Source organism: Streptomyces sp. CA-249302 (assembly GCF_050936785.1).
In the GTDB taxonomy this organism is placed as follows: Bacteria; Actinomycetota; Actinomycetes; order Streptomycetales; family Streptomycetaceae; genus Streptomyces.
Genome location: NZ_JBNJMG010000001.1, coordinates 5215622 through 5233701, shown reverse-complemented (window position 1 = coordinate 5233701; position 18080 = coordinate 5215622). Strand labels below are relative to the sequence as shown.

The window sequence follows — 18080 nt, the reverse complement described above, 5'->3', positions numbered from 1 at the left end:
ACGGAAGGGCCCGTACGACATGTTCGTACGGGCCCTTCCGCGTGCCCGGAAACCCCACCGGCCCCGGAACTTCCCGCTGATACGCTCCCGTTGCCCGCTCAGGGCATGCACATTTCACGCACAGACCCATGCACGGGTCGACGGGCCGGGGGGTTCCGTGAAGGGCCGCACGTTCGTACGGCGGCTGCTCGGGGGCGCGGCGCTGACCGCCGTTCTCGCGCTCGCCGTGAGTTCGCCGGAGGTTGCCGGGACGGCGGGGGCGGCGCCGGCCGCCGCTTCGTCGGGCGGGACCGTACTCCCCGCCGGGGTCCGAACCGTCCCGCGCTATGCGGGGCTCGAGGGTTACGGCGACACCGGGCTGCTGTCGCAGCCGGAGGGCGTCGAACACCAGCAGTGGACCGACTACGCGACCGGACAGTCGCGGGACCTCACCGACTTCTCGCGCTGGGACGGGATCCAGGGGCACCTCGGCCTCGCCTCCTCCGACACGGCGTACGAGGTGCTGAGCCGGACCCCGGACACCATCCGGTTCCGTGACGTGGCGACCGGCGCGGACCGGGGCACGGTCACCGTGCCGGACAACCTGTACTCGGCCGGCGTGGCGGGTGTCGCGGTCATCGGCTACGAGGGGGCAGGCCCCCAGGACATGACCGCGCTGCACGTGCTCAGGCCCACCGCCGGCGGCGGCACCTCCGACACGGTCGTGACCGGCTTCCCCGCGGGCGTGCGGATCCAGGGGCCGGTGGTGCGGGACGCCCGTTCGCTGGTGCTGCACTACCTCGTGCCCACGGACGACCCGGGGACCTTCCTCGCCCAACTCGCCGTCGTCGACCTGAAGGACGCGACGGTCACGCCCGTCTTCGAGCCGTACGAGCCGAACCTGGCCTGGAAGCCTCTCCTCACCCACGACTACGTGGGCTGGTGGCTGCCCAACCTGGGCGCCCGCCTGGTCCGTCGGAACGACCCGCGGGGACCGGCCGTCGACATCCCGGTGTCCACCACGGCCGGAAAGCTCGCGCTCACCGCCGTCGGGGACCAGCTGGTCGCCGTAGAAGACCACACCCGTGCACTGCTGGCGAAGCCGCTGAGCGGCGGCGACTGGAAGCAGCTGGTCCCGCAGGCGGAGATCTCCCTGACGCAGGCGCCGGACGGGTCGGCCGTCGTCACCGGCGGCTCGGGTGCCGAGGACTGGGGCGTGCAGCGGGTGACGCGGTCGGCCGGGGGCGACCTCACGGTCACGAAGATCGTCGACCTGCCGCCGGTGCCGGCCCCCGTCGACGGCGTGGCCCTCGCCGGCGGCGCGCTCACCTACACCGACCAGACCGCTTCCGCGTCGGCCGACGTCATGTGGAACTCCCGTACGGTGTCGGCGAGTTCGCCGCCGCAGGTCGGTCCGGTGCGGCAGGGCGGCGGCGGGGTGAAGCCGTGCACCGTCGACCGGGCGTGTCTGCGTCTCTTCGGCCTCGGGGACGGCTCCGTCGTGTACGACGACCTCTTGGGAGGCAGCGGGGCCATCCACCGGCGTCTGCCGTCCGGTCTGGTGGACACGGTCACGCTCGGCGGCCCGGACAGCCGGGTGGTGGCCGCGGACGGCCGGTACACGGTCGTGGCCGACGGCACCAAGCAGTACGTCTACGACTGGACGCGGATGACCGTGGCCGCGACGCGCACGGCCGCCGCCGCCACCGTCTGGGGCGGCCGGCTGTGGACGACCGCCGCCACACCCGGCCACCTGACCCTGACCCGGCTCGGCACGAGCAACCCGGCCGTGGACGTCAACGTCGGCTCGGGCTGCGTCCCCGACGAGGTGCAGGCCGTCGGCCGCTTCGTCTACTGGGCCTGTACGGCACCGGGGAAGGCCGGTGTCTTCGACCGCTCCCGGGGCCGCTCGGTGGCCGTACCGACCGGCGACGCCCTGCTGGCCGACGGCTTCCTGATCCGGCACGACACCCTCCGCGCCGAGCTGGTCCGCACCGACGTCGGCTCCGGCAGGGCGGTCACGTCGGATGTGGCCGACCTGCCCGCGGCGGGCAACCTGGACGGGCGCCTCACCTCCGACCGGGGCATCCGCTGGACGCTGGAGGCGAACGGCAACAGGCTCGCGTACGTGGACGAGGCCGAACGCATCCACATCCTCCCCGCCGGCACCCTCGCCGCGCCCGTGCGCCGCGACCACGTCGGCCAGGACGGGCTCGCCGACCTGCTCACCCTCAGCTCCACCGGCACGCTCACCTTCCAACAGGGCGACGGCAAGGGCGGGTTCGCCGGGAAGGTGTCCGGCGGCGGCTGGTCGGCCAAGGCGGTGGCGGTGCCGTTCGGCGATCTGAACGGCGATCGCTGCGAGGACGTGCTGGTGCGGATGACGGACGGTTCGCTGCGGGGCTACAAGGTACCGTGCGGGAAGGCGCCGACGCCCGCCATGCCGTACACGGGACTCGGCGGCGGCTGGAACGCGTACGACGTCCTCACCTCGCCCGGCGATCTGACCGGCGACGGCCGCCCGGACCTGCTGGCGCGGAAGGCGTCGACGGGGGACGTCTACCTCTTCGCCGCGAAGAGCGGCGGGACTCTCGCGGCGGGGAAGCGGATCGGGTCGGGACCCGTCTGGAAGGGCTACCCGAAGATCGTCGGCGCCGGGGACCTCGACGGTGACGGGATCGGGGACGTGCTCGCCCGGGACAAAGCGGGCACGTTGTGGCGGTACGGCGGTCTCGCGGGCGGTTCGGCGGGCGGACATCTCAAGGCGCGCGCAAAGGTATTCGGCGGCTGGGGATCGACGTACAACACGGTCGTCGGCGTCGGCGACATCACCGGTGACGGGAAGAACGACCTGGTCGCACGGGACACCGCGGGGCACCTTTACCGCTACGGCGGCAAGGGCAATGGTTCCTTCGGCGGGCGGGTGCTGATCGGGAGCGGCTGGCAGGCCTACAAGGGCATTTTTTAGCCATGTTGTGATGCATGTCACGCCCCCGGCGGGGGAATCGCTGGGGGCATGACAGATGACGCCATAGCGAGCGGGCAGTCGGGCCCGGCCCCCTCGGGGCTGTCCGACGAAGAACGGCTTGCCCAGCTCGGCTACACGCAGGTCCTTGCCCGCCGCATGTCGGCGTTCTCCAACTACGCGGTCTCCTTCACGATCATCTCGGTCCTGTCGGGCTGCCTGACGCTGTATCTGTTCGGCATGAACACGGGCGGACCGTCGGTGATCATGTGGGGCTGGGTGGCAGTCGGCCTCATGACCCTCTTCGTCGGGCTGGCGATGGCCGAGATCTGTTCGGCGTACCCGACCTCCGCCGGCCTCTACTACTGGGCGTACCGCCTGGCGCCGCCGCGTTCGGCCGCTGCCTGGGCGTGGTTCACGGGCTGGTTCAACGTGCTGGGCCAGGTGGCGGTGACCGCGGGCATCGACTTCGGCGCCGCGTCCTTCCTCGGCGCCTACCTGAACCTCCAGTTCGACTTCGAGGTGACACCGGGCCGGACGGTGCTCCTGTTCGCCGGGATCCTGGTGCTGCACGGCCTGCTGAACACCTTCGGCGTGAAGATCGTCGCCCTGCTCAACGACATCAGCGTGTGGTGGCACGTGCTGGGCGTCGGCGTGATCGTCGGCGCGCTGGCCTTCGTACCGGACCACCACCAGTCGACGACCTTCGTCTTCACCGAGTTCGTGAACAACACGGGCTGGGGGAGCGGGGTGTACGTGGTGTTGCTGGGACTGCTGATGGCCCAGTACACCTTCACCGGTTACGACGCCTCGGCCCACATGACGGAGGAGACGCACGACGCGTCGACGGCGGGCCCGAAGGGCATCGTGCGGTCCATCTGGACGTCGTGGATAGCCGGTTTCGTGCTTCTCCTGGGCTTCACCTACGCGATCCAGGACTACAGCAAGGAGCTCGCCTCCCCGACGGGCGCGCCGCCGGCCCAGATCCTGCTGGACGCGCTCGGCGCCACGGCCGGGAAGCTGCTCCTGCTGGTCGTCATCGGCGCACAGCTGTTCTGCGGAATGGCCTCGGTCACGGCCAACAGCCGCATGATCTACGCCTTTTCACGCGACGGCGCGCTCCCCTTCTCCCACGTCTGGCACACGGTCAGCCCGCGCACCCGGACGCCGGTGGCGGCGGTGTGGCTGGCGGCGGCGGGGGCGCTGGTGCTCGGCCTGCCGTACCTGATCAACTACACGGCCTACGCGGCGGTGACGTCCGTCGCCGTGATCGGGCTCTACATCGCTTACGTCGTCCCGACGCTGCTGCGCCTGACCAAGGGCGAGGCCTTCGAACGCGGGCCGTGGCACCTGGGCCGCTGGTCGCGCCTGATCGGCGTCGTCTCGGTGGTGTGGGTCGGCGTCATCACGGTCCTCTTCATGCTGCCGCAGGTCTCCCCGGTCACCTGGGAGAGCTTCAACTACGCCCCGATCGCGGTCCTGGCCGTCCTCGGCTTCGCGGCGGCGTGGTGGTTCGCGTCGGCCCGGGAGTGGTTCCTGAATCCGGAGCACGAACGGACGCGGCGGCGGGAGGCGGCTCGGGCGAGCTCCTCCGGAGGGGCACCCGAAAAGGTAGATCCCTGACACTCCCGACGCACCGCGCGACCTCGGCACGGCCGTGTCCCCGATACCCGATCGGAGACACGGCCGTGTCCGGCTATGCTCGGGGAGGCAACATCGCCTGGGCCCTTAGCTCAATTGGCAGAGCAGTGGACTTTTAATCCATTGGTTGTGGGTTCGAGTCCCACAGGGCCTACCGGTGGTGGGCGGGGGATATGGCCTCTGACCTGCTACGCAGCGTCCGGGTCGGCTTCGGTCGGCTCGGGCGCTGCTGCGTTTTCGGGGTCGTGCGTGAGCGATGCGTGAGCGGATGTGCCAGTGAAGGCTGTCTGCCCGGTGGGCGCGGTGCCGAAGAGCAGAGGTGGCGGGAGGACGCCATCCCAAATTAACCCCCATGACCCGCGCTACCCTCGCGCCATGACGTCACGACCCCCCTTCCATCCGGACGACGGCCGCCCTCGTTATGTCGGGCCAGCTACGGTCGTTTTCCCTGATGGCAAGGAGGTCTCTGTCATCGCGTCGCTTGTACTGCGTCTGGACCCCTCGACGGTGGAGAACTTCAGCTACGACCGTCACAGCACCTGGGCAGGGAGCATCACCCTCGTGCGCGACGAAGAGGGTGTCGACCTTTTCGATGCGGCGCCTGGAATCCTTCGCATGCCCGACGGCCGCGAGAGCGAGTTCATGGCCACCGGAGGCAGTGCCAGTGAGAGCGGCTGCTCGGGGCTGGGGCCTGCTCCATTCCATTCAGCCTGACTGCACAGGTCGCAGCCCCACACCGAGGTCCGTCGGCCGCAGGCAAGGGACAGTTGCGGTGCATGTGAGCGGGACTTGATCGTCTCTAGCCCTGAGGGAATCGCAAACTGCTTGGATATGTCGGCGACTCCGGGCTTATGCGTAAACGAGATGGCTCCTGGGGCTGCGTGGACTACCGTGTGGTTATGAGTCGTTGTACAGCCCCTCGGCGGGGGCATCGGACCGCCAGCGGACGTGCGGCGTGCCCCGCGTGCGGCGGCGGAGGCTACGGGTACTCACCCTCCCCGTCCTACTATCCGCCGTCGGCCTACTCATCGCGGAGCAGTGGCGGGGGCGGCGCGACTAGTGGGGGCAGCTCCAGTAGCGGCAGAACGCGAGCGCCTTGGTCACCGAGCACCTCCTCCGTGACTTACACGCCTGCTGAGGTGAAGGACCTGGCTCCAGTTCGCGACGCCGCCGTGTTGCGCGCGCGCCAACAGCCAGACCTTCGCGATGTCTTCCTCTGCCACGCATGGGATGACCGGCGCGGTGCTGCCAAGGAGTTGTGCGATCTGCTGGAAGCAGAGGGCGTGTCGGTCTGGTTCAGCGAGAAGGACATTCTGCTCGGCCAACCGTTCATGCGGGAAATCGACAGAGGTCTGGCGAAGTCGCGTACGGGTCTCGTTCTGGTCACCCCTGAGCTACTGAAGCGCGTTGACCGACGGGGCGTCTCCGACATTGAGCTCTCGGAGCTCCTTGCACGTAACCTGCTGCTTCCTGTCGTGCACAAGACAACCTACGACGAACTTCGGAAGGTTAGCCCCTTGCTTGCCTCTCGAAACGGGTTGGATACGGCGGATGATTCGATGGCAGAAATTGCCGCCAAGATCGCCGAGCTGGTCGCTGTTGAGGACGATCTGACCGCGCTGTCCACACCGGCGAACTAGGCGTCCAGCGGCATGCCTTGGGAAGACATCGCCACCTTTTCCACTGCTGCGCTCGGCGCGATCGCGACAGCCGGTGCCTGGCTGGCCGCCCGCCGGTCTGCGGCCACGGCAGAGACTCTGACTCGCATCGAACGGGATCGGCGGCACGAAGAGCGACGGCCCCAGCTGGAATTGAGCATGGAGAACCGGTCCCAGGACCACTCGATGCTCAACGTGCACCTCGCCGGCCCCGACGAGTTGGGGGTGGTCGAGTTCGTGAGCGTTCGTGTCGATGATGACGACAAGAATCGCAGCAACCTGACACCTGGCCGAGTGACCGCGGAGGACATCTCGAACCACGTCTGGGGGCCGTTCAGGTTTACGCCCCGCGTGAACGAAGCCGACGAGCACGGGCGTACCCTCGGCCCGTTCGCCCTGCGCGTGGGTCGGGGCCACCCGTTCCAGATGGAGCGGACCAGGCCCGGCCACTGGATGGAGGGTAAGACGATGGAAACCTGGCAGGACGAGTACCGTGGTCACCCCGTTCGACTGGTCATCACCTGTCGTGTCGGGGACGAGGAGTGGGTACTTGCCCGGCGGCTCCCCAACGAGCCCTACTAATAGCTGGCCCGGACCGCAATCAAATCCACCGACGGAGCGGGTGGTCTGTGGCGGGCGTAGTTGCCTAGGCAACCGTGGTCAGAACCCACCAGCGCCTTCAGTCACTCTGTGGCAGACGAATCTGTGGTTGCCGGACGTGACCGGGGGACCAGCTTCGCTGCCTTCTCGGCGATTTCACGGTCCAGTTCCGGGAGCAGGCTCGTGTACGTGTCCGAGGTCAGCGTGATGGTGGAGTGCCGCAGGGTCTCCTTCACGGCGTGGATGTCGCCGCCACCTCCGTGCGTGAGCGTCGCGGCGACGTGGCGTAGGTCCCGCAGGGTGATGGGCGGCAGGTCAGTCGTGGCGAGGATGCGGCGGAATGTCTCGGAGACCGTCCCGGGGTGGAGCCACGAGCCGTCTTCCTTCGTGAAGACCTTGCCGGTGTCCTGCCAGGCTTCGCCCCACTCCGCGCGCTCCTTCTCTTGGCGGGCCTTATGGTCGCGCAGTTCGGAGATGGTCGTGCTGTCGAGCGCGATCGTGTTCGCGCTGCCGTCCGTCTTCGGCTCGGACTCGTAGAGATCCCAGCCGTCCACCACGATCTCCTTGGCGGGCGTGATGAGGCCGGCGTCGAGGTCGATCTCGTGCCAGTCCTGGCCGACCGCCTCGCCGCGACGGAGGCCGCGGGTACCCATGAGGTGGAAGATCGCGTACAGGCGGTCGCCCTCGGCCGTGTCGAGGAAGGCGCCGAACTGCTGCGGGGTCCACACCATCACGGGGCCGGGGACCTCGCCCGTCTCGCGCCAGCGCCGGACTCGCTCATCGGTCCAGAGGAGAGGCTTCGGGCGCTTGCCGGACTCCAACTCGACGTGGGACGCCGGGTTGAAGGTGATGAGCTGCTGGGCGATCGCTGAGTTCAGGGCCGCGCGCAGGGTGCGGCGGATCGCCTGACGGGATGCCGGGCCGGTGATCTTCCGGAACGGCTTCATCTCCGCCAGCTTGGCCCGTTCGGCCGCGAGCAGCTTTCGCTCGGCTCCTACGGGCCGGCCGGGCTTGCTCGGCTTGCAGCGGGCGATCTGCTCGCGGCGGGCCCCGTTCTCGGCCGCGATGACCTCGTTGTCGTCGGCTATCCCGTCGAACATCTCCACCAAGTGGCCGACGTTGAGCCGGTCGAGGCGCACGTGGCCGATGCGCGGCTTCAGGTGGACGCGGATGTGGGACGCGTAGCCGTTGAGCGTGGTCTTGCGGCGCTTCTTCGCGGCGAACCACTGGTCGAGCCACTCGCCGACGGTGAGGCTGCCGCGGAGGGCGAGACCGGCTCGGAGGCGGCGCCGAGTCTCCTCGATGGCGGGCAGTGGAGCCTTGTCGGCTGCGACCTCCTCCAGCAGGGCGACGAGGCGCTGGAGGCTGTCGGGGTCGTCCTTGTCCGCCAGGGCGAGCAGAGCGCGGACGTGATCGAGGTCGGCCTGAGCCGTCTTCAGGGACTCGTAGCCGGCGCGGTTGAAGGAGCGGCGGGTGCCGTCTTCGCGGGGCGGGAGTTCCTGGCGTATGGAGTACGAGCCGTGCTTGCGGCTGGAGAGCTTGGGGCACTTCTTGCCGAGCGGCTTGCCGGTGTGGGGGTCGCGGCAGTAGCAGCGGCGATGGGTGGAGCCCTTCAAACGCGTTCCTCCGGGGCGGTGTTGGGGTCGGGTTCGGTTGGGTCGACGTCGCTCAGGGCGAGTGGCAGGTGGGGTGGGATGGCGCCCTCCTCGCGAATGTCGCGGCGGAGGTGGCGGAGGTTGTACTTGGCGGAGATGGCCTCGTCGGCGTACTTGGTCTGCTTGCGCTCGGCGTCTTCCTGTTGGGCGCGGTTGCCTGCCGTCCTGGCTGCGAACCGCGCCCGTTCTTCCTCTTCGAGGGCGGCCAGGGCGGTGCGTACGAGACTGTCGTGCGCCTCGAAGTCGGGGACCAGGCCCGCGTCGTACGAGGGCATGTCCTCGTCGCCGGTGAAGCGCCGAAGGGCGTCCCAGGTGGGCACGAGGTGCTGGAAGGGAAGCTCTTGGGTCCGTTCGACGTAGCCGACCGGGAAGATCAGACAGACCGGGTACGTCTCCAAGGCGGCAGCCAGGACCATGACGTCCACGAGCGGGAGGTTGGCCCGGCGGCCGGACTCCATGTTGGCGATCACGTTCCGCGGGATGGGGTGCCCGAGCCGCTCGCACTGGTCCGCCAGATCCTGTGCGCTCCATCCCATCTCCTTCCTCCTTCGGCGGACTTCGCCGGCCACGTTGGCCTTGACCCGGTCCTCCCACTCGGGAACGTCGTCCTCTTCATCATCGAAACCGCGTTGTGTCATGAAGACACATTAGCTTGGCCATCCTGGTAGGTAGACGCCTGGAGCCGAACGTGATGACCGCGTTCGCCGAGGGCTGTACCGAAAGGGGCGCGCTGCATGCGCGATGACGCGACCGCGGGACGATCGACGAGTTCGAAGGGGATGAGCCGGGAGGAGCTGCTTGCCCTCCCCGTATCTGTTGACCTGGATACGAGCAATCGCGCTCTGGGGCTCGGGCGGAGCAAGGGTTATGAGCTGGCGAAGCGTGGCGAGTACCCGTGCAAGGTGCTGCGGCTCGGCAATGCCTATCGGGTGGTGACCGCGAATCTGCTGGAACTGCTCGGGCTGGTCGCGTGAAGGGTCGGGAGCGTAGCAAACCATTCTGCGCTGAGCTGACACAGAAACGCTGGACTGTTGCCGGGCGTGGACGTACGGTCCGTGTTCCCTCGCGATCACCGAACGCCCGCGAGAACGGGAGCGGCCCCCGGCGGTGCAACGCCGGAGGCCCCAGCAACCCCGTACGGCCCGTGAAGTACCAACCCGGCGGCAAGGGCGGGCAAGCCCGCAGCCGCCAGACGAGGAGCTGCCCCGTGGAACATGCGGGAGCCGAGCACTATTCCGACTCCAACACGCCTTCGTGGCCGCCGGTCGCTGTCCCCGGCCAGCCGGTTGACGGCACGGCATTGCCTTCACCGGACGTACCGGCCAGCCCAGTTGAGGCGCCGACCGCGTCGCCCGACTCCGAGGGCGCGCAGATCCTGGTCAGCCTGCGGGCGCAGATCAAGCGGTACGTGGCAATGCCGGGTGAGGAGGCTCTCACCGCGGTCACGCTGTGGATCGCGGCTACGCATCTGCAGCGTGCGTGGCAGCACGCGCCGCGTCTGGCGATCGTGGCTCCGGAGAAGCGGTGCGGCAAGTCACGGCTGTTGGACGTGGTGACCGAGACCGTCCGCAACCCGCTGATCACGGTCAACGCCAGCGCGGCGGCTATCTTCCGCTCGATCGACGACGAGGACCCGCCGGCTCTCCTGGTCGACGAGGCCGACACCCTCTTCAGCACCGTCAAGGCGGCGGAGAAGAACGAGGAGGTGCGCGGCCTGATCAACGCCGGCCACCAGCGCAACCGGCCCACGCTGCGGGTGACCGGGCCCGAGCACAAGCCCACCGCGTTCCCCACGTTCGCCATGGCGGCGCTCGCCGGGATCGGTGATCTGCCGGACACGGTGATGGACCGGTCGGTGGTCATCCGGATGAGGCGCCGGGCGGACGGCGAGGAGGTGGCGCACTTCCGCACCCACCGCGACACCCCTGCCCTGCACACGATCCGTGACCGGCTCACCGCCTGGCTCCAGCCGCTGTACGCCCAGGCGCTGGAGATGGAGCCGCCGATGCCGGTCGAGGACCGCGCGGCCGACACCTGGGAACCCCTAGTGGTCGTCGCCGACCTCGCCGGGGGCGAGTGGCCGGCACTCGCCCGCACCGCCTGCCGCGTCATGACCGACTACGAGGCCGGGCAGGACGAGGAAGGCGGCCTGCGCACCCGCCTCCTGGTCGGCATCCGCCGGGCCTTCACCGCCGAGAACGACCCGGCGGTCCTGGGCACGAAGCGCCTGCTGGAGGCCCTCAACGCGGACAAGGAGGCGCCGTGGGCCGAGTACGGCCCCAATGGGCTGACCCCGCGTGGCCTGCAACTGCTGCTGAAGCCCTACGGCATCAGCTCGGCCAACCGTCGCTTCCCCGACGGCACCCAGGCCAAGGGCTTCGCCCGCAACCAATTCCTCGACACCTGGGCGCGCTACTGCCCCGAACCGGCTCCGGCGGCAGAGCCCGCACAGCCGTCGGCCGAGCCCCTTCCCGGCTCCGCGGCCTGACCCGCGCCGACTCGTCGCACTCGTCCCCGCGCAGGTCAGCGCGGGGACGAGTGAACGGCCCGCAACGAGTCATCTCGACATCGCCAGCCCACTCGTACCTGCTCTGACCAGGCATGCGACGAGTGGTACGAGACACCACGCCTCACGGCGGCCACACCTCGCCCTCCCCTGCTCCGAGGCCGCCGCCCCCAAGCCCACCTGGAGTACCCCGCTTGTCTGGCCGCATCACCGCCACCGCCGCGATTCGCGTCGGCATCGCCCTGCTCGCCGTTTTCGCCTTCGCTCTGTCCTACGACGCCCTGCGTCAGATGGCCGTCGCCATCCACATCCGCGGGCTTCTCACCTATGTCTTTCCGCTTGTGATCGACGGGTTCATCGCCATCGGCGTGGGAGCCCTCGTGATGCTGCGAGCCGCCTCGACATGGTCCCGCGCGTACGTATGGACACTCGTTGGCGCCGCAACCGTGACGAGTATCTGGGCCAACGCTCTGCACGCCGTCCGCCTCAACCAGCAGACCCGCCAGGGCGATGGCCTTCGCCTCGACGACTTCACAGTCGGCGGCCTGTCAGCCATCGCCCCGCTCGCCCTGGCCGGCGCGGTCCATCTCTCCATCGTCGTCCACCGCCAGCCCACTGTTCACGGCCCCGACGATGTGGCGAGGGTTGCCGTCGATGTGGCTCCGGACACCACCGAAGTGGCTGAGGACCCGCAATCCTCCGCCGAACCGCAGGATCACGAGCCCAGCGAAATCTCTCCCGAACGGCTCGCACTTGCGCGCACCGCGCCACTGGGACGCAATGGCCGCGCCTCGCGCCGCCACATCGAAGCCACCTTCCGCAGCAGGGACTTGACCATCGGAAGGACGGAGGCGGACAAGCTCAAGGACACCCTTCAGGCCGAACTCGACGAAGCCACCTCCCCGCAGCAGAGGGAGCCCGACACGGCCTCCGCCAGCGCCGCCTGATCTCTGCGCTGGTGCTGATCGCCCGCCGCCCTAACGGGCTCGCCCTGTGTCCCCGTCAGCCGAGCACCGGGGCACAGGGGCGGTGCACAGCGAAGCATCCGACCCCAAACAACCTCCGGAGACCCCCATGCACGACCCGTACCACGAACTCCCCATCTCCGAGCAGTAGATGACCACCGGCCTGAACAGCGCAGCAAGGTATCCCGTTGGACCGTCCAATGGTCGGTCCAACGAAGGCGCCTCCGCCCCGGGGGTGGCGGAGGGGCATGGGGACCAGGGGGTGCCCGAGGAGGACAAGCTCGTCGAGACCCCCACTGTTTCGCTGCCGCGAGCCGCCGACGCCGCCGCGCTGCACCGCGTCGCCCGCCGCCGTCAGCGCGAACCCGTCCAGCGCAAAGCGCGTGTCGACGTGCGCTACAGCGCCGACGAGAAGGCCGCGATCCTCGCCAAGGCCCGGTCCCTGAACATCGCCGGCGCCCACTACGTTGGCGCCGTCGTCATGGCCCATCTCCACGGTGACCTTGCTCTGCCCGGCCAGCGCACCCCGCTCGACGACTACATCGACGAACTGACCGCCATGCGCGGCGAGGTCGCCAGGATCGGCCACAACATCAATCAGATCGCCAAGAAGCTCAACTCCGGCGGCCATCCACACGCTGGGGACAACGCCATGCTGGCCCAGGTTGAACCCGCCTTGGATGCAGTTGGCGCCACCGTCCGCCACATCGCGAACGCCGCGAACCAGGCCGTCGCCAAGAAGCGCGCTCGATGATCGCGAAGATCAGCGGAGGCAAGGGCACAGCCGGTCTGATCCGGTACCTCTTCGACACCAAGAGGGCCAAGGACCACACCGACCCCCACCTGGTCGCCTCCTGGGACGGCTTCGCCCCCGACCCCGGCCGCACCGACGACTTCGACGCCACGAAGAGGCTCCTCGTGGCCGACCTCGACCTGCACGTCAAACAGGCTGGGCGCTTCGGCCGTGCCCCCGAGAAGCACACGTGGCACTGCTCGATCCGGGCCGCCGAGAGCGACCGTTACCTGAGCGATGAGGAGTGGGCCGACATCGCCCGCCGGGTCGTTGCCACCACCGGCATTGCGCCCGACGGAGATCCGGACGGCTGCCGATGGGTCGCCGTCCGTCATGCCCCCGACCACATCCACATCGCCGCCACCAAAGTCCGCGCTGACCTGCGCACCGCCCGCCACTGGAACGACTACCTCACCGCCGACCGCGAACTCGCCGCCATCGAGAAGGAATACGGCCTCTTCCAAGTCGTCCGTGGTGACCGCACCGCCGCCGAACGCCCCACCCGCGCCGAACAGGAGAAGGCCCGTCGCGCCGGCCACGACACGACCGCCCGCGAACGCCTGCGCGCCACCGTCCGCACCGCTGTGGCCGCCGCCTCCACCATCGAGGAGTTCGTCGGCCTGCTCAGCCAGTTCGACGGCGTGCTCGTCGAGGTCGTGCACTTCCCCTCAGGGGATGTACGCGGATACAAGGTCGCCGTCGCGGACGACGCCCAAGGTCCCATTTGGTACTCCGGCTCCAAACTGGCCCCGGATCTGTCCCTCCCCAAGATCCAAGAACGCCTGGCGAGCATGGGGCCGCAGCCCACTGACCAGTCGGGCAGGCGCAGGCCCAACCCCTGGTACCAGGCGACAGCCGCCGCCGAACGCATTGCCCACCACCTGGATCAACCTGACGACGGAGCCTCTCAGGCCCACCTGGCCGCTTTCGGTGAAGCCCTCGACGCCGTTGTCCTTGTCACGCCCCAAGCTGTGCGACCTCAACTCCGAGAAGCAGCAAACGCTTTCGAGCGCGCCACCCGCTCCCGCATCCACGCCGAACACCACCACGCCCGGGCCCTGCGCGGCGCCGTACGCGCAATGCTCGGCGAACCTGCGCCCAAAGACGGAGCCGTCCTGGCGATGTTCCTCGATGCCGCGATCCTCGTCGTCATCGCCGCCGCACGCTGGCACCAGCTCCACCATCACGATCAGCAAGTCGCTGCCGCGCGCGAGGCGCTGCTCCATCTCCAGGCCGCCTACGGTCAGGCCGCAGCCGCTCCTTTGGCCGCTCTCGCTCAGCGCCGACCGCCCCGGCAGACTATGGACCGGCACGTTCGACACCTGCGCCAGGCTGTGCCCGACCATGCCGAGGAGATCGTCGAAGACCCCGCCTTCGGCGCTCTCACCGCTGCCCTCGCCGAGGCCGAGGCAGCCGGCCACGATCCGCAGCAGCTCCTCCAACAGGCTGCCGACCAACGCGCCCTTGACGATGCCGACTTTCCCGCACGAGTCCTGACTTGGCGTATTCAACGCCTCGGCGCACGACCGGCCCCCAGCGCACGAGCCCGTGCTGCGCAGGCTCGAAGCGCTGCCGCACGATCCACCGGCGCTGCGGTTCCGATGACGGCAGCCGTCCCAGCCCCACAACAACCAGTACAGGCACGGCCGCGCTCCCGGTGACGCCCGAGTTCCGGCGGAAGACCACCTGCGCCGTCGGTAGCCACACAACACGGAGTCGCCTTTCGGTCATTGTTCGATCCGAATGGCTCTGTGGGCTGCTTGTGCGGGTTTGCGGTATGGCAGCGCTTGCTCTGTGCGAGGACGATGCCCCTCTGCCTCCGCCGTGTTCAGGTGTCGCGGTGGGGCATCGGAGACACGGGGGTGGGGGTCTTGTCCTACGCGGAGCATCAGTCTGTCTTTTCGGCGCCGGCGGTGCCGTTGGGGACTGCGGCTGATGCGCGGGAAGTGATCAAGCATGGGGTCTATACCGAGGGGATCACTCGCCGGTTGAGCGCTGCGGCCTTCGCCCGCACGGACTGGATGGCCGTGTTGCGTGCCGAACTCGCTCGGCTCTGGAAGGAGTTGAAGGCGGCCGTGAAGAAGCGGCTGCGGTGGCTCTTCCCGCCCAAGGAGGCGGAGAAGGCACCTGGTTCCTCCGAGCCGGTGCCCCCGTCGGTGGTGGTGGGTGAGGACTACGCAGTCTGGGTTCGGCGGAGGATCAAGAAGTCGAAGCGGCCAGTGCCGGTGTACGGCTTCCACCAGGAGCCCGTTGTGGAAGCATCGGACCGCGCTATACGCCATATGCGGAAACGGCGATGGTCCGTCGCTGTGGTGGTCGCGGTTGTCGTCTGGCAGGCCATCGCCGGCACTCTGACGGTGGGGTGGGCTGCCCTCACCCTGGTCGTCGGCGTGTGGGGCGTGTACATGGTCGAGCGCTGTCTGGCACAGACGCGCCTCAACGCCCTGTTGGCCGGTGAGCTGCACTCGGCTCCGACAGCAGTCCAGGCCCATGCTCTGCCGTATCTCCGCGAGCGCCGAGACAGCGGCGACCGGGACCGTTTTCTCGGAGCGGGTCTTCAGGCGTGGCCGCCTGCGGTCATCGGCATCGACGTTGAGCCGGCCCCGGAAAACCAGGATGCGGGAGACGAAGACGCCGGGCTGCCTGCGGGACTCGGTTCGCCGGCACAACGCCGAGGCCAGCCCGACATGGCCGAGGTGGCAAAGGCCGTTCTGGATGCCTTGGCTCAGCACAACAAGCCAGTGGCCCGCAAGCCACTGAAGCACTTCACCGTTGCCCAACTGCACACGCATGTCGCACGCCGCCTGAACGATCCGGCACCCGCCCACCACCGCGATCACCCCATCCCGCGCATGGAGGTCATCGGCATCGCCGGTATCCACTACAAGCGCTGGGACCAGATCGACGACGACGCCTGGCGCAGCCTGCACGCCCTCGCCGAGGACAGCATCGGCGACAAGCCCGCCGAGGAGATCGCCCGCCGCTACATCTGGGCCCGGGTCACGGCCTGGAACGGTGATCTCATCGCCGCCGTTCTGGTCCACCTCGCCTACCAGGGCGGTTTTCTGCGCGTCACCGTCCGGCCGCACATCATGGCCCCGCTCAACCCGAAGGTCGCCGGTCTCAAGCCCGCGGACCCGCGGAGCCTGAGATGGCTCGGCCGCAATGCGTTCAACGCCCTCGGCGACGTCTACGTCGGCCTCGACAGGCTCCTCCGTCGCAAGGCTCGCAAGCGCCCCGAACTCGACCCGGGCAGCGGACCGGTCAGCCTCCGCGAGGTCTACAGCGTCCGTTGGATCGAGGACATGCACACCAACGACGATGCCCGTTACTACGTGCAGATGATGCAGCGCCGCGTCTTCGACTCCACCGAGATCTTCCTGCGCGACCACAACGTCGACATCGCCGCCTACCAGCAACAGGCCACCGCTATCTACAACTTCGGCGTCATGAACGGCGGCACCATGATCGGCCCCGCACAGGCCGCCCCGTTCTCCCAGAACCCCTCCCAGAAGAACTGACCCGCGCCCTCACCAGGAGCTTCACATGGCCATCCGCCGCCAGCCCGACCCGGCCCCCAACGGACCCAACTTCGGCATCATCAACACCGGCAACATGACTGGACCCGCCCAAGCCGCAGCGTTCTCGCAGAACGTCAGCCAGACCAACAACATCACCAACGAAGCCGTGGACAAGGCCCGCGAAAGCATCGACGACCTTCGACGGCGCCTGGAAGAACTACGTGGCCAGTACCCCGAGGTGGACGCCGCCCTGCGCGACCTAGCCATGATCACCCCGCGCCTGGATGAGCCCGAACGCGACCCCGGCACTCTGCGCTACATGCTCCAGAACCTCGTCGAGCGCTGCGGCGGTTTCCCCAACCTCTTGGCCGCAGCCCAACTCGTCCAGTCCACCGTCATGGCACTACTGCCTGGATCTTGACCACCCCTGGTTGCGGTTACCGAGAGAGCCGGGGCTCCAGCAGGTCCAAGGCTTCCTCCCAGCGGAAGCGGTCCGCGTCGCCGGCCTTCGGCCGATGCGGCTCATAGCTGTCGACCAGGGTGCCCATCTCGCGCAACCGTTCCAGGCTCTGCCGGTACGCGGGGTGGGCGGGGAACAGCTTGTCAGTCGGTACATCCATCAGGCTCTCTCCGCAAAGGGTGTACGTCCAGGCTTGGAGGGGCGCGTGAGGTTTGCCCGGATCACGCTGCCGCTGGCTCGCAGAGCCGCCGTCAGTTCTCGTCGCAGCTCGCTCGGGAGGATCCCTGTATCGAGGGCGCAGGCGTGCACCAGCGCGCGGCAGTCCTGTACTTGCCGGTCCGTGGCGATCTCGGTGAACAGGGGATGAGCCAAGTTTTCGCGGGCCGCGTAGCCGTCCTCGGCGTCCGTCGTCCTACGGTGGAGGTTCTCGACGATGCGGTGCGCGGCGAGCGCCTCGGCGGACCCGATCGCGTCGAGGACGGTGAGCCCGAGGCGGGTGTCGAAGACGGTCATCCCGGGTGCGGATTCCCGTCCGGAGTGGGCCGTCACCAGGTCCGCCAGGTGGCCGTCGATCGGCTGCCCGGCGTCGCGGCGGCATAGAACGGTCAGGCATGCCGTGACGGCTTGTTCCCAAGGGTCGCCGGGCGTCGTGTCGGTAAGGAGGTCAGCGGCCCAGGTGGTGTCACCCGCAACGAGGGCGGCGAGTACGGCGACCTGCCGACCGTCGAGCATCCGCTTTCCGATGCCTTGGTGGGCTTCGATGTGTGCCAGGGCCTCGGCCCATCGCCACTCGGTGGTGAGGGTACGCGTGCCGTCTGCCAGGAGGACGCGCCACAGCCATGCGCGGATCTCCTGGCGGTCTTCGCCGGTCGAAGTGAGGTCCGCGGGCACGGTGACGCCCTCAAACCGGGCGACTGTGCCCGCCTCGACGGCCTTGTACAGGTCGAGGAGTCGCTGACGGCCATCATCGGTGTGGCCGGCGCGGATCTGGAGGCGGGCGAGGTTGACGACCGGTTCCAGTCCTCGGATCGCGCTCATGCCGGGCAGGGGGCAGGCGTGGAGGTAGGCGGCGGCGTGCTGGTGGCACATCTCGCGGGCGAGTTCGGGGAGATCAAGGTCGGAGGCGATGAGTGCGGCCTGGTTGTAGACGGCTGATGCGAGCCCCTGATCGGCCTTCTTCACTGCGGTGTCGGCCAGGTCGACGAGTGCGCGTACGCGTTTGGGGAGGGGCAGGCAGGCGGGGCGGAATCGGGCGACGAGCGGGAAGCGCTGGGCTGTGGGGCTGTGCGGGTCCATGGATCCCCCGGGTCGAGAGTGAGGACTGCTGAGGCGGCGGT

At 68.8% G+C, this 18080-nt stretch carries 15 protein-coding genes, 1 tRNA gene and 1 pseudogene; 13 read left to right on the top strand and 4 right to left on the bottom strand.

The window, feature by feature from the left end:
• The first annotated feature begins 157 nt into the window (after positions 1-157).
• From ACQEWB_RS23460 to ACQEWB_RS23435, 6 genes are all read left to right on the top strand, one after another.
• Positions 158-2947 (top strand): FG-GAP repeat domain-containing protein, encoded by a 2790-nt coding sequence (locus ACQEWB_RS23460; RefSeq protein ID WP_432834086.1) that lies wholly within the window; start codon positions 158-160, stop codon positions 2945-2947.
• A 48-nt stretch (positions 2948-2995) separates the two neighbouring features.
• A complete protein-coding gene (locus tag ACQEWB_RS23455) occupies positions 2996-4567 on the top strand; it encodes an amino acid permease (protein WP_432834084.1) in 1572 nt (523 codons plus the stop codon).
• A gap of 99 nt (positions 4568-4666) precedes the next feature.
• Positions 4667-4739 (top strand) — tRNA-Lys (locus ACQEWB_RS23450).
• Positions 4740-4960: 221 nt separating this feature from the next.
• Complete coding sequence (locus ACQEWB_RS23445) at positions 4961-5299, top strand: hypothetical protein (RefSeq protein ID WP_432834082.1); 339 nt, start codon at positions 4961-4963, stop codon at positions 5297-5299.
• A gap of 404 nt (positions 5300-5703) precedes the next feature.
• Positions 5704-6225, top strand: a complete 522-nt coding sequence (locus tag ACQEWB_RS23440; RefSeq protein WP_319301710.1) for a toll/interleukin-1 receptor domain-containing protein — start codon at positions 5704-5706, stop codon at positions 6223-6225.
• A 12-nt stretch (positions 6226-6237) separates the two neighbouring features.
• The gene (locus tag ACQEWB_RS23435; RefSeq protein ID WP_319301708.1) at positions 6238-6825 is read left to right on the top strand and encodes a hypothetical protein; all 588 of its coding nucleotides are present in this window, start codon (positions 6238-6240) and stop codon (positions 6823-6825) included.
• Positions 6826-6926: 101 nt separating this feature from the next.
• Here ACQEWB_RS23435 and ACQEWB_RS23430 read toward each other — a convergent pair whose 3' ends face one another.
• Both ACQEWB_RS23430 and ACQEWB_RS23425 read right to left on the bottom strand, forming a co-directional pair.
• Complete coding sequence (locus ACQEWB_RS23430) at positions 6927-8459, bottom strand: site-specific integrase (protein ID WP_432834079.1); 1533 nt, start codon at positions 8457-8459, stop codon at positions 6927-6929.
• Entirely contained in the window at positions 8456-9136 is a 681-nt protein-coding gene (locus ACQEWB_RS23425) for a helix-turn-helix domain-containing protein (protein ID WP_319301704.1), read from the bottom strand. The genes ACQEWB_RS23430 and ACQEWB_RS23425 overlap by 4 nt, the downstream gene beginning before the upstream one ends.
• 96 nt (positions 9137-9232) lie before the next feature.
• On the opposite strand from ACQEWB_RS23425, the gene ACQEWB_RS23420 reads away from it, so the two are divergent.
• From ACQEWB_RS23420 to ACQEWB_RS23390, 7 genes are all read left to right on the top strand, one after another.
• Complete coding sequence (locus ACQEWB_RS23420) at positions 9233-9472, top strand: hypothetical protein (RefSeq protein ID WP_432834077.1); 240 nt, start codon at positions 9233-9235, stop codon at positions 9470-9472.
• Positions 9473-9705: 233 nt separating this feature from the next.
• Positions 9706-10986 (top strand): DUF3631 domain-containing protein, encoded by a 1281-nt coding sequence (locus tag ACQEWB_RS23415; protein WP_432834075.1) that lies wholly within the window; start codon positions 9706-9708, stop codon positions 10984-10986.
• 212 nt (positions 10987-11198) lie between these two features.
• A complete protein-coding gene (locus ACQEWB_RS23410; RefSeq protein WP_432834073.1) occupies positions 11199-11951 on the top strand; it encodes a DUF2637 domain-containing protein in 753 nt (250 codons plus the stop codon).
• Positions 11952-12231: 280 nt separating this feature from the next.
• A complete protein-coding gene (mobC, locus tag ACQEWB_RS23405) occupies positions 12232-12723 on the top strand; it encodes a plasmid mobilization relaxosome protein MobC (protein WP_432834071.1) in 492 nt (163 codons plus the stop codon).
• Positions 12720-14423 (top strand): relaxase/mobilization nuclease domain-containing protein, encoded by a 1704-nt coding sequence (locus tag ACQEWB_RS23400; RefSeq protein WP_432834069.1) that lies wholly within the window; start codon positions 12720-12722, stop codon positions 14421-14423. Before mobC ends, ACQEWB_RS23400 begins: the two co-directional genes overlap by 4 nt.
• A 210-nt stretch (positions 14424-14633) precedes the next feature.
• A complete protein-coding gene (locus ACQEWB_RS23395; protein WP_432834067.1) occupies positions 14634-16283 on the top strand; it encodes a hypothetical protein in 1650 nt (549 codons plus the stop codon).
• Positions 16284-16308: 25 nt separating this feature from the next.
• The gene (locus ACQEWB_RS23390; RefSeq protein ID WP_384149750.1) at positions 16309-16704 is read left to right on the top strand and encodes a hypothetical protein; all 396 of its coding nucleotides are present in this window, start codon (positions 16309-16311) and stop codon (positions 16702-16704) included.
• A 16-nt stretch (positions 16705-16720) separates the two neighbouring features.
• Here ACQEWB_RS23390 and ACQEWB_RS23385 read toward each other — a convergent pair.
• Positions 16721-16876 (bottom strand): annotated as a pseudogene (locus ACQEWB_RS23385) (flavoprotein); the annotation flags it as partial.
• 26 nt (positions 16877-16902) lie between these two features.
• Positions 16903-18039, bottom strand: coding sequence for a hypothetical protein (locus ACQEWB_RS23380; protein WP_432834065.1), 1137 nt, complete (start codon positions 18037-18039; stop codon positions 16903-16905).
• Between the last annotated feature and the right edge of the window lie 41 nt (positions 18040-18080).